Source organism: Verrucosispora sp. WMMD1129, assembly GCF_029581255.1.
Taxonomy (GTDB): Bacteria; Actinomycetota; Actinomycetes; order Mycobacteriales; family Micromonosporaceae; genus Micromonospora; species Micromonospora sediminimaris.
Genome location: NZ_CP120741.1, coordinates 3860237 through 3874866, shown reverse-complemented (window position 1 = coordinate 3874866; position 14630 = coordinate 3860237). Strand labels below are relative to the sequence as shown.

The window sequence follows — 14630 nt, the reverse complement described above, 5'->3', positions numbered from 1 at the left end:
GTAGCTCTGTTGGATGGTCAGGCGCTTCGTTCCAGCAGGGCGGCGTAGAGGGTCAGCCCTGGCCCGAAGGCCAGCATCACCACCCGGCGTGGTGCCGGTGCCGACCGGAACAGGCGGTCGAGGATCAACAACACCGTCGGCGAGGAACAGTTGCCGTGGTCGTTGAGCGTCTCCCGGGACGCCGCCAACGCCTCCGGCGCCAGCCCCAACTCACGCTCCACCACGTTGAGGATGCGTGGACCACCCGGGTGCACGGCCCAGCCGTCCACCTCCGACCGGCGGGTGCCGTGCCGGGCCAGCACCTCGTCCACCAGCCCTCGGACGTGCGCCGACAGCACCTGAGGCACCTTCGGCGACAGTCCCATCCGGAAACCGGTGTCGGTCACCTCCCAGGTCATGTGGTCGGCGGTGGAGGTGTCGGTCACCGAGGCGACCTCGCGTACGGCGTACCCCCGCCCGCCGGGAACGACCGCCGCGGCGACGGCGGCATCGGAGAAGAGCGCGTGAGAGACGATCTGCTGGGTGTCCATCCGGGCCGAGGAGGGTTGCAGGTGCAGGCTGGTCAGCTCGGCACAGAGCAGCAGCGCGGGACGCCCCCGCGCGGTGACGAAGTCACCCACCGCGCCCAGCCCCGGCAGCGCCGCATAGCAGCCCATGTGACCGACGAACATCCGCTGGGTCGTCGCGGCCATGCCCAGATCCCGGGCGAGCAGGATGTCCAGCCCCGGGGTCGCGTACCCGGTGCACGAGCACACCACGAAGAGTCCGACGTCACGGGCGTCCAGCCCGGCGGCGGTCAACGCCCGGCCGACCGCCTCCTTACCCAGCGGCAACGCCTCGACCTGGTAACGGAGCATCCGTCGCTCGGTCGGCCAGTCGGAGACGTCCTCAAGCAACGGGTTGACCGCTGCCTGCCGCCGGGTCACGCCGGAGTGCGCGAATATCCGCTCGGCCAACGCGCGGGTGGAGCCGGAGAAGTGCTGGGAGAAGAACTTCTCCCACAACTCCTGCTGGTCAGCCGAGGGCGGATGGGCCGTGCCCAGGCCCGCGATCACCGGTACGGACACGGTCCCACCTTCCTCTCGCAAGCTCATGTCTGACGCTCGCCAGTCCCGCCCCCGGTCACGACCGCAGGGCCGACAGGCTCATTCCCTCACGCTCACCAACGAGGACTCGTTCCGTCACGGTCCGGGTCACCGCCGAGTGTGGCGATGCCGAGCCAGTCGGCACAGACGTCGGAGGTGGCCGGGTGCAGCGACCCGCAACGAGCATCGCGGTACAGGCGTTCCAGCGGATGGCCCCGTCGGGTGGCGGAGGTGCCGGCCGCCTCCAGCATGGAGGCTGCCACCTCCGCCGCGGTCGTACCGGCCAGCAGCTTCGCCCGCCACACCCACCTGTTGGTCTCCTCGTCGCCCGGCGCCTCGTCCACCCGTCGGGCCGCCTCGGCGACCACCAGCTCCGCCGCCGCCACCGCGGCGTCGGCGCGACCCAGCCGGGCGCGTACCGCCGGCAGCCCGGCGAGGTTCCGGGCGTTCAGGTGTTCCGCGGCCGCGTCGATCGCCGCCCGGGCCACCCCCACGTAGACGGCCGCGTAGCTGGCCACCAGCCAGTGCGGCATGAGCTGAGCCACCACCAGGGCCAGCCCTTCGACCCCGCCGAGCAGCCGGTCGGTCCCGACGGTCACGTCGAGGTGCAGGTCGTGCGAGGCGGTGGCGCGCATGCCGAGGGCGTCCCACGTCGGCTCGACGGTCAGGCCCTCGCCGGCCGGAACCAGGAACTGCGAGACCACCGACGGGTCGGCGGCGCTGCGGGCCGCCACCAGGTAACCGTCGGCGTGACCGGCACCGGAACAGAAGGTCTTGCTGCCCTTGATCCGCCAGCCGCCGTCGACAGGTTCGTAGACCGTGGCGAGCTGGGACAGCCGGGCACCCGCGCCCCGCTCGCTCATCGCGACCGCGTACCACGCCCCGTCGGCCGCCGCCCGCAACAGGCGGTCGCGGGCAGCCAGTGCCTCCGCCGGTACGCCGAGCGCCTCGGCCAGTTCCTCGGTGACCGCGCCGAGCGCCCCGGTGACCGAGGCGTGCATGTTGAACACCAGCGCGGTGGCGCCGTTGCCCCGGGCCAGTTCGGTGGCGACAGCCGCGTACGCCGCGAAGGTGGCCCCGGCGCCACCCAGCTCGGCGGGAACCATCAGCCCGAACAGTCCCGCCTCTCGCAGGTCGGTGAAGTCGTCGACCGGAAACGAGCCGTCCCGGTCGTGGCCGGTGGCCCGCGCCGCCAGCCGGGGCGCCAGCCGCCGGGCCGCCGACGCCGCTCCACTGCGCTCGGTCATGGATGGAACCCCCTCTTCGGCCATTGCCATACCCTCACCTGGATCAGCTATCCGTCGCGCGCACCCCACGGCCCTGGTAGAGCACGGCCCTCGACCCGGTCGGCACGATGCGCGGTGCCTGAGCGGGCGGCGTCGGGGCACCCGTGGCCTGCCGGAGCAGCCACCGCAGTAGCCCCGGCACCCCTGGCCGGACACCACGGACCCGCAGGTCGACGCCGTGTCGGGCACACTCGGTGACCAGCTCGCGATCGTCCACGAACAACCGAGGATCGTGGATGCCGCGCGGCACGGTGGGCAGACGTTCGGCGACTCGAACCGCGACCAGTCGGGCCAGCGCGGTGTCGTTGAGGGTGTCCAGCACCAGCAGGCCACCGGGCCGCAGCAGGCGACACGCCTCGGCCACCGCCGCCCGCCAGTCCGGGACGTGCTCCAGCACCTCGCCGGCCGCGACCACGTCGGCACAGCCGTCCACGAGCGGTACCGCCGTGGCGTCGCCGTTGACCGCCGTCACGCCGTGGGCCGCCGCCTGCGCCAGTGCCGAGCGGGTGAGGTCCACCCCCACGTGTCGGTAGCCCTTCCCGACCAGGTGGGGGGCGAGCAGCCCCGCCCCGCAGCCCAGGTCGACCAGGAGCGCACCCGGCCGCGTCGCCGGGGGCACCAGCGCGGCCCGCGCCCGGGCCAGCCAGTGCAGCATGGCGAAGACGCCGTCTGGCCGCCACCACTCGTCCGCCAGGTCGTCGTACTGGCGCGGATCGTTGCGGGGCAGCACGCGGCCGGCGTCACGCATGGCAACGAGCGTGGCACGACTCCCCGGTAACGACCAGACTTCCGTTATGTCGTCGACGGTGTTAGGGCTGGTCAGAGCGAGCCATCCGGAACCGACCGCGGCGGTCACCACAGTGGCCGGTCTGCTCGCCGTCGGTGTCGGTCATCCACCCGGCGGCGTCGTCGCGGTGGTGCTCACCGTGGCTGCCAGCCAGTTCACCGTCGGGTGGACCAACGACCTGCTCGACGTGGACCGGGACGCCGCGGTCGGGCGTACCGACAAGCCGTTGGCTGCCGGCGCGCTGAGCCGGCGTACCGTCGCGGTGGCCGCCGCCGTGGCCGCCACCGCGACCGTGGCACTGGCCCTGACCACCAACCCGACGGCGGCGATCTGCGCCACCGTCGCTCTGGTCTCGGCGTTGCTCTACGACTGGCCGCTGAAGTCCACCCCGATCTCGGTGCTGCCGTACGCGATCTCCTTCGGTGCGCTGCCCGCCTTCGTGGTGCTGGCACTGCCTGACGCTCCGCCGCCCCCGGCCTGGCTGGTGGTCGCGGCGGCGTTGCTCGGCGCGGGCGCCCATTTCGCAAACGTGCTGCCCGACTTCGCCGACGACGCCCGGACCGGGGTCCGCGGGCTGCCGCACCGGCTGGGTGCGACGGGCAGCCGGGCGGCGGCCGTCGGGCTGCTGATCGCGGCGACCGTCACGCTGGTGCTCGGGCCGCCCGGGCCGCCGACGGGCGTGGGCCTCGCGGCGGTCGGCGCCACCGTCGTGATCTTCATCGTGGCCTGGTACGCGGGCCGGGCCGGGAACACCGCCGCAGCCCGGCCGGTGGCCGCCTTCCGGGCGGTGCTCCTGGTCGCCCTGATCGACGTCGCCCTGCTGGTCACGAACGGTCGGCTCGGCTGAACCTCCCCCCGGCAGGTGGTCGCACCGGGTCGGCGTGCGCGCCACGATCAGCTCCAACTACCCTGGAGCCCGGTCTGCGCGGGCATGGCCAGCGGTTCCGGCGGGTAGGCCGGGTGTGATCGTGACGAGGAGGACCGACGTGAGGCGCTCGATCAGGGGTTCCCGGCGGGCTGCCGTGCTGCTGCCCGGGATCGCGGCGGCAGCCGGGCTGCTGCTGTCCGGATGCGGCGCCGGCCAGATCTCCGAGACGGCCAACAAGGTGCCGTCGGTCCAGGGCGCCAACCTCGCGGCCGGCGACGGGAAGTACGCCGTACGCGGTGCCCTGGTCGCCTATCCCGGTGTCGAGGGCTACCAGGCCGGCGACAACGCCCTGCTCAACGTCGTCCTCTACAACGACTCGGCGGACCCGGTGACGGTGACGGTCACCTCGTCGGACGCCCGCGAGGTGGTGCTCACCTCGGTCGCCGCCGCGACCAGCCCATCACCCACCGCGTCCCCGTCGCCGACCGCGTCCCCGTCAGCGGAGCAGTCCCCGGAGGGCTCTCCCTCACCGGACAACTCCGCTTCGCCGGACAACTCGCCCTCGCCGGACGAATCTCCGTCGCTTAGCCCGACCGAATCGCCCTCGGCCGGTCCGGCCCGGATCGAGATCCCCCCGCTGAGCTACGTGCAGCTCAACACCGAGGGTGAGCAGGTGCTTCAGCTCGTCGGGCTGAACGAGGCCCTGCTCGCCGGCCAGAACGTCACGCTGACCTTCGACTTCGGCGGCGAGACGGTCACCAGCCCCGCACCGATCGCCGTGCCGCTCACCCCCGCGCCCGAGCCGTCGCCGATCATCGAGCGGCACACCGGGTACGAGGGCGAAGGCGGCCACTGAGCCCGACCGACCGACGTCGCGTACCGCGACCGAACCGGTCCAGGTGATTTCCGAGGGCGCCGTCGGCGTGGTGTAGCCATGCCGACGGCGCCCTCGTCGTACCCGGGGGTTAGCGTCGGTCGGGTGAGCATCTCCCGATCGACCCCGTCCCGGGCGAGCACCGGCTCGCGCGGTCGCGCCGCCGCTCGCGAGCCGCGGCCCGCGTACGAGTGCGACGCCTGCGGACACCAGCCACCGAAGTGGGTGGGCCGCTGTCCCGAGTGCGGCGAGTGGGGCTCCGTGGTCGAATGCACGATCACCGGCCCGACCGTCTCGGGTCGGGTGGTGAGTTCCCGGATGCCCGCCGAGCCCGCCCGGCCCATCGCCACCATCAGCGCGGCACCGGCCCGGGCCCGGCCCACCGGGGTCGGTGAGCTGGACCGCGTCCTCGGTGGTGGCCTGGTCCCCGGTGCCGTGGTGCTGCTCGCCGGTGAGCCGGGGGTGGGCAAGTCGACTCTGCTGCTCGACGTCGCCCAGCAGTGGGCCGCCGGAGCGGGCAGCCCGTCGCTTGTGGTGAGCGGTGAGGAGTCGGTCAGCCAGGTGCGGCTGCGGGCGGAGCGCATGGGCACCCTGCACGACCAGCTCTTCCTGGCCGCCGAGAGTGACCTGGCGGCGGTGCTCGGCCATCTGGACGCGGTCAAGCCCGGCCTGCTCGTGCTCGACTCGGTACAGACCATCTCGACCACCGGCACCGAAGGCGTGCCCGGCGGGGTGACCCAGGTCCGGGCGGTCACCGCCGCCCTGGTCGCGGTCGCCAAGGAACGCGGGGTCGCCACCGTGCTGGTCGGCCACGTCACCAAGGACGGCCAGGTCGCTGGTCCTCGGGTGCTTGAGCATCTGGTCGACGTGGTGCTGCACTTCGAGGGTGACAAGCACTCGTCGCTGCGGATGGTGCGCGGGGTCAAGAACCGGTTCGGCGCCGCCGACGAGGTCGGCTGCTTCGAGATGCACGAGGGCGGCATCAGCAGCCTCGCCGACCCCTCCGGGCTGTTCCTGACCCGTTACTCCGAGCCGGTCCCGGGCACCTGTGTGACGGTGGCGATGGAGGGCCGCCGGGCGTTGCTCACCGAGGTGCAGGCCCTGATCGGTGCCACCGTGGCCGGGTCGCCCCGGCGTACCGTCTCCGGGCTGGACTCCGCCCGGCTGGCGATGGTGCTGGCGGTGCTCCAACGCCGGACCGAACGGCTCACTCTGCACGACCGGGAGGTCTTCGCGGCCACCGTGGGCGGCATCCGGGTGGTGGAGCCCGCAGCGGACCTCGCGGTCGCACTCGCCGTCGCCTCGGGAGGGCTCAACCTGGCGATCGCCCCGCACCTGGTGGCGATCGGCGAGGTTGGTCTCACCGGCGAGGTGCGCCGGGTGGGCGCGGTGCCGCGCCGGTTGGCCGAGGCCGCCCGGCTCGGCTTCCGGCTGGCCCTCGTGCCGCCCGGTTGCGGGCCCACCAGCGCCGGTGCCGGTCCGGAGCAGATGCGCGTGATCGAGGTCACCGACGTCCGCTCGGCGTTGCAGGCCGCCGCGCGGGCGTCGGCGGAGTGAGCCGTCCACCGGTCGGGTCGGGCAGGGCGGGCGGAATCGTGACACATCACAGTAACCGCGAGAGCACCCACCGCACGGCAGTCCGTAGACTGTGCCCGTGCCGATCGACCGCGATACCACCAAGCCAGCCGGCGCGACGCCCCACGCCCGCACCGCTGCCGTGGGCTCGCCCGCCCGACCCATCAGCGTGAGCGTGACCGGGGGCGGCGTCGTCGGCGACCCGCTGCGCGCCAACCTTGCCCTGATGGCGCCGGGCACCGCACTACGTGACGGGTTGGAGCGGATCCTGCGGGGTCGGACGGGTGCGCTGATCGTCCTGGGCTACGACAAGGTGGTCGAAGGGCTCTGCACGGGTGGCTTTCCGCTGGACGTCGAGTTTTCGGCGACCCGAGTCCGGGAGCTGTGCAAGATGGACGGCGCGGTGGTGCTCTCCAGCGACGGCACCCGGATCGTCCGGGCGGCGGTTCACCTGATGCCCGATCCGACGATCCCGACCGAGGAGTCCGGCACCCGGCACCGCACCGCGGAGCGGGTGGCCCGGCAGACCGGCTACCCGGTCATCTCGGTCAGCCAGTCCATGCGCATCATCAGCCTCTACGTCAACGGTCAGCGGCACGTGCTGGACGACTCGGCGGCGATTCTCTCCCGTGCGAACCAGGCGCTGGCCACCTTGGAGCGGTACAAACTCCGCCTCGACGAGGTCTCCGGCACCCTGTCCGCCCTGGAGATCGAGGATCTGGTCACCGTACGCGACGCGGTGGCCGTGGTGCAGCGCCTGGAGATGGTCCGGCGGATCGCCGACGAGATCGCCGGCTACGTGGTCGAGTTGGGCACCGACGGGCGGTTGCTCGCCCTTCAGCTGGACGAGTTGATGGCCGGCGTCGACGCTGACCGCACCCTGGTCATTCGGGACTACCTGCCCACCGGTCGCAAGTCCCGGACCCTTGACGAGGCGCTTGTCGAGCTGGATCTGCTCAGCGCCACCGAGCTGATCGACCTGGTCTCGGTCGCCAAGGCGATCGGCTACCCGGCCGCCTCGGACGCGTTGGACGCGGCGGTCAGCCCGCGCGGCTTCCGGCTGCTGGCGAAGGTGCCCCGCCTTCCGGTGGCCGTGGTCGACCGGCTGGTGTTGCACTTCGGCAGCCTGCAACGGCTGCTCGGTGCCACCGTGGAAGACCTGCAAGCGGTCGACGGCGTCGGTGACGCCCGGGCCCGGGGCGTACGCGAGGGGCTGTCGCGGCTGGCCGAGGCGTCCATCCTGGAACGCTACGTCTAGGCCTGCGTCGAAGTCCTCGGTCGTCCCCGCGGCTCGGCCGGCGATCCGGCCGAGCGACCGAGCGCCGACTACTTGAGGACCAGCTTCGCGGGTTGGCTCAGCTTGGTGCCCACCCGGGCGAAGACCTGGTACGTCCCGGCCGGCACGGCCGGCCCGTTGGCCACGCCGTCGGCGCACCGGCTGCTGTCCCTGCCGTTCCAGTTCACCTGGTAGGAGCGTTCGAAGCCGGGGGTGAAGGACTGCACGTCCGACCCGGCGGCTGTGCCACAGGTGTCCGAGGACCAGACCACCTCGGCCCCGGCCTTGATGTACAACTCCTGGGCGGTCGCGCCGACGTCTCGGCTGCACGTCCGGTCGGACCGGTTACGGATCTTCAGGTTCAGGTCGACGTGGGCCCCTGAGGCGGCCTGCGCCGGCAGCGCCACGGCGGTGACCGAGAGTTCGGTGTCCGCACAGTTGCCTTCGTCTGCGACCGGATCTACCGCTGGCGGGTCGTTGCTGAGGCTCGGCTCGTTCTCCGGGGCGGACGGCTCGGCACCGTCCCCGGGATCGGCGGGGTCGGCACCGGCGTCACCGGACGGCGGCGCACCGGTCTGCGGCGTCAGCACCGACCCGGTCGGGTCCGGCGTGCCGGTCGCCACGCCCGAGTCGGGTTGTCCCTCGCCGGTCGGGTCGTTGCCTCCGGTGGGCCCGTTACACGAATAGAACAGGACAATCAGGAAGAGCAGCACCGCACCGAGCACGACGGCGCGACGCCGCCAGTACACGGTGGGAGGCAGGGGGCCGACCGTCAGACGCATGATGCCCCCACCGTAGCGGCGGCGCGTGCGGCGGACGTCAGCGACGCGCCGTGACTCCCCCGTCCCATCGGATCCGACCCTCCACTCACGACGGTACGCACCGACGGCAGTCACTCAGCGCGACCGTCCGGCTCGACTCAGAGGTAGACCTTCCGCTGGTAGATCGCGTGCGCGCCGGCCACCCGGTCCAGAAAGAGCAGGCCAGCGCAGTGGTCGATCTCGTGTTGCAGGGCGCGCGCCTCGAAACCGTCAGTAACCAGGCGTACGGTTTCACCGCTGCCGGGCAGCGCCCCTTCCACCACCAGCCGGCTCGCGCGCTTCACGTCGCCGGTCAGGTCCGGCACCGACATGCAACCTTCCCGACCTGCCTTCCACCTGGTGGCTTCGACGACCCGGGCGTTGCAGAGCACGAAGACGCCGTGCCCGGTGATTGTCTTCGGATGCCCGGTGACGTCCACCGCGAAGAGTTGGGCGCTCACCCCGACCTGCGGGGCGGCCAGGCCCACGCAGCCGGGCGAGACTCGCATGGTGGCGATCAGGTCGGCGGCCAGCTGCACCGTCTCGTCGGCGGTCGGGTCGACCTCCCCTCCCGGCCGGCTGAGCACCGGGTCCGGGGCGGAGACCACCGGGATGACCCGCCCAGCGCCAAGTGTCTCGGGTGCCCAGTCGCCGAGACCCACGTACGCGTCGGCCTGCGGGTCCGGTTTCGACACGTCCGGCGCGCCGCTCACAGCAGATCCGGTTCGGCGGGCCGGAGGGTCACCTCGACGCCGAGACCGGCGGCTGCCTCCGCGAGCCGGCCGCCGAGCGCGTCGGCGGTACCGGGGGGCAGTTCCACCTCAGCCACCACCACGTAGAGCGTCCCCGCCAAACGGGTGCTCAGGTCGGTGACGTTGCCGCCGGCCTCGGCCAGCACCCGGGTCATCGCGGCCACGATGCCCATCCGGTCGGCCCCGTGCACCGCCATCACGTAGGGTTCGCCGGCCGGTGCCGTCTCGCCGTCAGGCGTCACCGCGCGTACTGTCGCCAGCAGTTGGCCGTCGGCGGCCAGCGGCGCCAACGCGGTCTCGACCTCGGCGGCGGCCGGGCCGACACAGATCAGGGTCATCGCGAAGTGTCCCCGCAGGCGGGTCATGGTGCTGTCGGTGAGGTTGGCGCCGAGCCGGGCGAGCACCTCGGCGACGTCAGCCACGATGCCGGGCCGGTCCCGGCCGATGACGGTGATCGCAAGCTCGTTCATCCGGGCATTCTGCCCGACCGGCACCCGCCGCCGGCGTCGGCCCGCCGACCGTCCGAACGGCGGGATCGGCGTGCGTGACATCATCGGCGACGCGATGACAGAACCCACATTCGCCGGCCGGGTGAGCCGGTGGTACGAGCAGCACGCGCGGGACCTGCCGTGGCGCCGGCCCGAGACGAGCCCCTGGGCGATCCTGGTCAGCGAGGTCATGCTTCAGCAGACCCCGGTCGTCCGGGTGGTACCGGCCTGGCAGGCGTGGCTGGAGCGCTGGCCGACGCCGGCCGCCCTGGCCGGGTCCAGCCCGGCCGAGGCGATCCGCATGTGGGGACGGCTCGGCTATCCCCGTCGAGCGGTCCGGCTGCACGAGTGCGCGGTGGCCATCGTGGAGCGGCACGGCGGTGTGGTGCCGGACCGGTTGGAGCAACTGCTCGCCCTGCCCGGCGTCGGTACGTACACCGCCCGGGCGGTCGCTGCCTTCGCGTACGGCCAGCGTCACCCGGTGGTCGACACGAACGTACGTCGGGTGGTGTGCCGGGCGGTGGCCGGCGAACCGGATGCCGGCCCGACCACCCGCCCCGCCGATCTGGTCGCCACCGAGGAGATGCTGCCCGCCGAACCGGCTGCGGCGGCCCTGGCCAGCGCCGCCATCATGGAGTTGGGGGCGGTCGTCTGCACCGCCCGGTCGCCTCGCTGCGAGGCGTGCCCCGTCGAGTCGACCTGCGCCTGGCGGGCCTCGGGACGCCCCGCTCCAGCCGGTCCGACCCGCCGCCCGCAACGGTACGCGGGCACCGACCGCCAGGTACGCGGACTGCTGCTCGGAGTGCTCCGGGAGGCTACCGGCCCAGTGCCGCATCAACGCCTGGACCAGGTGTGGGTGGACGACGTGCAGCGCGCTCGGGCACTCGCCGGCCTGGTCGACGACGGTCTGGTCGAGCCGGTCGGTGAGACGTCGTTCCGGTTGATCGGCGACGGCCCTCCGGCACCGGTGGCCGGTTGAGAACGTGTTCGAGGGCCGGCCCCGATCGGGGCCGGCCCTCGGCATCTGTCGGTTGGATCAGGCGGAATAGCCCCGGCTGGCGATCCAGTCGGCCAGCGCGTCGGTGCTGATCCAGTACTCGGCCCGGGCGGCGTCTGCCGAGTCGGCGATCTTCATCTGGTCGCCGCCGTCGCGGTAACCGGTCACCGCGATGTAGTGCCCACCATCGAAGGTGTGGCTGCCCCCGTCGAGGTCGGTCGCGGTGCCCACGACGTTGGCCACCACGCCCCGGCCGCTGTCGACGGCACGGACGACGTCTTCCCGTAGCCGGTCGGTCTCCGCTCGGTCGGCGGCCTGGCCCGGGATCTCCACCGTGCGGTAGACATCCTCACCGGCCTTCCGGTTGAGGGCCTCGGTGATCAGGAAGGCCGAGTCGGTGCCCCGCTCGGTGGTGCCCATCTCGCGGGCCAGGTCATCCTGGGAGACGTCCTTGTTGAGGATGCTCAGGGTGTTACGGACCGCTGCCGGACCGCAGTAGTAGAAGTTCGGCTGGGCCTCGTAGCGCACCTTCAACTGCCGCTCACCCTTGCCGTGCCCCCGCTCGGTCACGGCGGCCAGCGGGTCGGAACTCTGCGGGGCAGCGGTCGCGCTCACCGGGCCGGCGATCATCCCACCGGCGCAGACGGCACCGGCGGCGGTCAGGGCAGCCTTGCGGATCGAACTAGTCATGATCGTTTGCCTTCCGTCTCGGGGGATCGACACGACACCAGGAGATGGGAGGTTGCGAGTACCGCGTCGGATGGAGGCGGCGCGGTGCGCCTGCTCCGGGTCTGCAACGACCTCGTCGGGCCCGGCATTTCCGGGTCGGGCCGGCCGGGGTGGCCGTCGCGGTTACTCCCGGTACAACGACTCCCAGGAGCGGTCCATGCCCCGGCAAACCGTGACCGCCGTCACGACAAAGACCCACAAAGCGGACATCCGGCTATGGGGGCGGCTTACGCCTTGACCAGCACAAACGACGGCGGCCCGGTGGCATTTCGCCACCGGGCCGCCGTTTGCTTCGGCTGACGACCTTACTCGTCCGCGCCCGCCGCAGCCGTCCTGCCGCCGAGGTCGGCCGGCACGGCGTCCGGCACCTCCACCGGGCGGTCGGACCCCTTGAAGACGAGCTTGGACTTGTCGATGTCGTTGGGGTCGCCTTCGCAGTCCACCACGACGATCTGTCCTGGGGTGAGTTCGTTGAACAGGATCCGTTCGGAGAGGTTGTCCTCGATGTCGCGTTGGATGGTGCGGCGTAGCGGGCGGGCGCCGAGTACCGGGTCGAAGCCCTTCGCCGCGAGGTACTTCTTGGCGTTGTCGGTCAGTTCCAGACCCATGTCCTTGTTGCGCAGCTGCGTCTCGATGCGGGAGATCATGATGTCGACGATCGAGAGGATCTCGTTCTGCCGCAGCTGGTGGAAGACGATGGTGTCGTCGATGCGGTTGAGGAACTCGGGCCGGAAGTGCTGCTTGAGTTCGTCGTTGACCTTCTGCTTCATCCGGTCGTAGTTCGACTCGGAGTCCTCCGAGGCCTGGAAGCCCAGCGACACGGCCTTGGCGACGTCGCGGGTGCCGAGGTTGGTGGTCAGGATGATGACCGTGTTCTTGAAGTCCACGATCCGGCCCTGACCGTCGGTGAGCCTGCCGTCCTCCAGGATCTGCAACAGCGTGTTGAACACGTCCGGGTGGGCCTTCTCGATCTCGTCGAACAGCACCACCGAGAACGGGCGGCGACGCACCTTCTCGGTCAGCTGCCCACCCTCGTCGTAGCCGACGTAGCCGGGAGGGGCACCGACGAGCCGGGACACCGTGTACCGGTCGTGGAACTCCGACATGTCCAGCTGGATCAGCGCGTCCTCGGACCCGAACAGGAACTCCGCGAGCGCCTTGGACAGCTCGGTCTTACCCACACCCGACGGGCCGGCGAAGATGAACGACCCCGACGGGCGCTTCGGGTCCTTCAACCCCGCCCTCGTGCGGCGGATCGCCTTCGACACGGCCTTGACCGCGTCTTCCTGCCCGATGACGCGCTTGTGCAGCTCGTCCTCCATGCGCAGCAGACGCGAGGTCTCCTCCTCGGTCAGCTTGTAGACCGGAATACCGGTCCAGTTACCCAGCACCTCAGCGATCTGCTCGTCATCGACCTCCGAGACGACGTCCAGGTCGCCGGCCTTCCACTCCTTCTCCCGCTGCGCCTTCTGACCCAGCAGCTGCTTCTCGGTGTCCCGCAACTGCGCGGCCCGCTCGAAGTCCTGCGCGTCGATCGCGGACTCCTTGTCCCGACGCACCTGCGCGATCCGCTCATCGAAGTCCCGCAGGTCCGGCGGCGCCGTCATCCGACGGATCCGCATCCGCGCACCCGCCTCATCGATCAGGTCGATCGCCTTGTCCGGCAGGAACCGATCGGAGATGTACCGATCGGCAAGCGTCGCCGCCGCGACCAGGGCGGCGTCGGTGATGGAGACGCGGTGGTGCGCCTCGTACCGGTCCCGCAGACCCTTCAAAATCTCGATGGTGTGCGCCAGCGACGGCTCACCCACCTGGATCGGCTGGAACCGCCGCTCCAACGCCGCGTCCTTCTCCAGGTGCTTGCGGTACTCGTCGAGGGTGGTCGCGCCGATGGTCTGCAACTCACCCCGCGCCAGCATCGGCTTCAAAATGCTCGCCGCGTCGATCGCACCCTCCGCGGCGCCCGCACCCACGAGGGTGTGGATCTCGTCGATGAACAGGATGATGTCGCCCCGGGTGCGGATCTCCTTGAGCACCTTCTTCAGACGCTCCTCGAAATCACCGCGGTACCGGGAACCCGCCACCAACGCACCCAGGTCGAGCGTGTAGAGCTGCTTGTCCTTCAGCGTCTCCGGCACCTCACCCTTGATGATCTTCTGGGACAGGCCCTCGACCACGGCGGTCTTACCGACGCCGGGCTCGCCGATCAGGACCGGGTTGTTCTTGGTGCGGCGGGACAGCACCTGCATGACCCGCTCGATCTCCTTCTCGCGCCCGATCACCGGGTCGAGCTTGCCCTCCCGAGCCGCCTGAGTCAGGTTCCGGCCGAACTGGTCCAACACCAGACTCGTCGACGGCGCGGCCTCACCCGGGGCGGCACCAGCGGCAGCCGGCTCCTTACCCTGATAGCCCGACAGCAGCTGGATGACCTGCTGACGCACCCGGTTCAAATCCGCGCCCAACTTCACCAGCACCTGCGCGGCGACACCCTCACCCTCACGGATCAAACCCAGCAGGATGTGCTCCGTGCCGATGTAGTTGTGCCCGAGCTGCAACGCCTCCCGCAACGACAGCTCCAACACCTTCTTGGCCCGCGGCGTGAACGGGATGTGCCCGCTCGGCGCCTGCTGACCCTGACCGATGATCTCCTCCACCTGCTGGCGGACGCCCTCCAGAGAGATCCCCAGACTCTCCAAAGCCTTCGCCGCGACACCCTCACCCTCATGGATCAGGCCCAACAGGATGTGTTCCGTACCGATGTAGTTGTGATTGAGCATCCGGGCCTCTTCCTGGGCCAGGACGACAACCCGTCGCGCTCGGTCGGTGAACCGCTCGAACATGCCCTCGTGCTCCTCACGTGCCGTGCGCACTCGATCTTGGTGGTCAAGACTCTCGGCGGGGCCGGATACGCGAGCGCCCGGGACGGGCGTCCGCGCCTCATTACTCTATCGCCGCGAGCCGACTCGGCTGACCTCGTGTGTCTGCGTCGTAGGCCCGGTACGCGTCGTTTTGCACAACCATCCACGCTCAACGGGTGTTCCGGGCATGGTCTGTGTACGCGCAGAGCGAAATTCGGCCCGCTGGCCGGGACCTCCGGGAACGCCGCACGGGGG

At 71.2% G+C, this 14630-nt stretch carries 13 protein-coding genes; 5 read left to right on the top strand and 8 right to left on the bottom strand.

What is annotated here, in order from left to right:
• Positions 1-17: 17 nt before the first annotated feature.
• The 3 genes from O7624_RS17975 to O7624_RS17965 form a co-directional block, all read right to left on the bottom strand.
• Entirely contained in the window at positions 18-1094 is a 1077-nt protein-coding gene (locus O7624_RS17975; RefSeq protein ID WP_093403270.1) for a type III polyketide synthase, read from the bottom strand.
• 65 nt (positions 1095-1159) lie between these two features.
• Positions 1160-2332 carry an acyl-CoA dehydrogenase family protein gene (locus O7624_RS17970; protein ID WP_282236623.1) on the bottom strand — a complete coding sequence of 391 codons (1173 nt, stop codon included), beginning with the start codon at positions 2330-2332 and terminating at the stop codon, positions 1160-1162.
• Positions 2333-2375: 43 nt separating this feature from the next.
• A complete protein-coding gene (locus O7624_RS17965; protein WP_282236622.1) occupies positions 2376-3119 on the bottom strand; it encodes a methyltransferase domain-containing protein in 744 nt (247 codons plus the stop codon).
• Between O7624_RS17965 and O7624_RS17960 the strand changes: the two genes are divergently transcribed.
• The 4 genes from O7624_RS17960 (at position 3118) to disA (ending at position 7733) form a co-directional block, all read left to right on the top strand.
• On the top strand, positions 3118-4005 hold the full coding sequence (locus tag O7624_RS17960) for a UbiA family prenyltransferase (protein ID WP_282236621.1): 888 nt from the start codon (positions 3118-3120) through the stop codon (positions 4003-4005). The two genes, O7624_RS17965 and O7624_RS17960, sit on opposite strands and share 2 nt — an antisense overlap.
• Before the next feature lie 139 nt (positions 4006-4144).
• A complete protein-coding gene (locus tag O7624_RS17955) occupies positions 4145-4882 on the top strand; it encodes a hypothetical protein (protein WP_282236620.1) in 738 nt (245 codons plus the stop codon).
• A gap of 129 nt (positions 4883-5011) precedes the next feature.
• Positions 5012-6457 carry a DNA repair protein RadA gene (radA, locus tag O7624_RS17950; protein WP_093403668.1) on the top strand — a complete coding sequence of 482 codons (1446 nt, stop codon included), beginning with the start codon at positions 5012-5014 and terminating at the stop codon, positions 6455-6457.
• A 97-nt stretch (positions 6458-6554) separates the two neighbouring features.
• Positions 6555-7733, top strand: a complete 1179-nt coding sequence (gene disA, locus O7624_RS17945) for a DNA integrity scanning diadenylate cyclase DisA (RefSeq protein WP_093403667.1) — start codon at positions 6555-6557, stop codon at positions 7731-7733.
• A 68-nt stretch (positions 7734-7801) separates the two neighbouring features.
• On the opposite strand, the gene O7624_RS17940 is transcribed toward disA, so the two are convergent.
• The 3 genes from O7624_RS17940 to O7624_RS17930 all read right to left on the bottom strand — a co-directional run bounded on the left by O7624_RS17940 (position 7802) and on the right by O7624_RS17930 (position 9773).
• Complete coding sequence (locus O7624_RS17940; protein WP_282236619.1) at positions 7802-8533, bottom strand: hypothetical protein; 732 nt, start codon at positions 8531-8533, stop codon at positions 7802-7804.
• A 137-nt stretch (positions 8534-8670) separates the two neighbouring features.
• A complete protein-coding gene (locus O7624_RS17935) occupies positions 8671-9264 on the bottom strand; it encodes a peptide deformylase (protein ID WP_282236618.1) in 594 nt (197 codons plus the stop codon).
• Complete coding sequence (locus O7624_RS17930) at positions 9261-9773, bottom strand: ACT domain-containing protein (RefSeq protein ID WP_093403260.1); 513 nt, start codon at positions 9771-9773, stop codon at positions 9261-9263. Before O7624_RS17930 ends, O7624_RS17935 begins: the two co-directional genes overlap by 4 nt.
• Before the next feature lie 94 nt (positions 9774-9867).
• Here O7624_RS17930 and O7624_RS17925 point away from each other — a divergent pair, with 94 nt between their 5' ends.
• Positions 9868-10770, top strand: coding sequence for an A/G-specific adenine glycosylase (locus O7624_RS17925; RefSeq protein ID WP_282240670.1), 903 nt, complete (start codon positions 9868-9870; stop codon positions 10768-10770).
• Positions 10771-10827: 57 nt separating this feature from the next.
• Here the strand turns inward: O7624_RS17925 and O7624_RS17920 are convergent, their stop codons facing one another.
• Together O7624_RS17920 and O7624_RS17915 are read right to left on the bottom strand one after the other, a co-directional pair.
• The gene (locus O7624_RS17920) at positions 10828-11481 is read right to left on the bottom strand and encodes a C39 family peptidase (protein ID WP_282240669.1); all 654 of its coding nucleotides are present in this window, start codon (positions 11479-11481) and stop codon (positions 10828-10830) included.
• 341 nt (positions 11482-11822) lie between these two features.
• Entirely contained in the window at positions 11823-14357 is a 2535-nt protein-coding gene (locus tag O7624_RS17915; RefSeq protein ID WP_282240668.1) for an ATP-dependent Clp protease ATP-binding subunit, read from the bottom strand.
• Between the last annotated feature and the right edge of the window lie 273 nt (positions 14358-14630).

Excerpts from the sequence above, each read along its gene's own strand:
- O7624_RS17975 (WP_093403270.1), bottom strand. The coding sequence starts at position 1,094 with ATGAGCTTGCGAGAGGAAGGTGGGACCGTGTCCGTACCGGTGATCGCG.
- O7624_RS17970 (WP_282236623.1), bottom strand. The coding sequence starts at position 2,332 with ATGACCGAGCGCAGTGGAGCGGCGTCGGCGGCCCGGCGGCTGGCGCCC.
- O7624_RS17960 (WP_282236621.1), top strand. The coding sequence starts at position 3,118 with ATGGCAACGAGCGTGGCACGACTCCCCGGTAACGACCAGACTTCCGTT.
- O7624_RS17965 (WP_282236622.1), bottom strand. The coding sequence starts at position 3,119 with ATGCGTGACGCCGGCCGCGTGCTGCCCCGCAACGATCCGCGCCAGTAC.
- O7624_RS17940 (WP_282236619.1), bottom strand. The coding sequence starts at position 8,533 with ATGCGTCTGACGGTCGGCCCCCTGCCTCCCACCGTGTACTGGCGGCGT.
- O7624_RS17930 (WP_093403260.1), bottom strand. The coding sequence starts at position 9,773 with ATGAACGAGCTTGCGATCACCGTCATCGGCCGGGACCGGCCCGGCATC.
- O7624_RS17925 (WP_282240670.1), top strand. The coding sequence starts at position 9,868 with ATGACAGAACCCACATTCGCCGGCCGGGTGAGCCGGTGGTACGAGCAG.
- O7624_RS17915 (WP_282240668.1), bottom strand. The coding sequence starts at position 14,357 with ATGTTCGAGCGGTTCACCGACCGAGCGCGACGGGTTGTCGTCCTGGCC.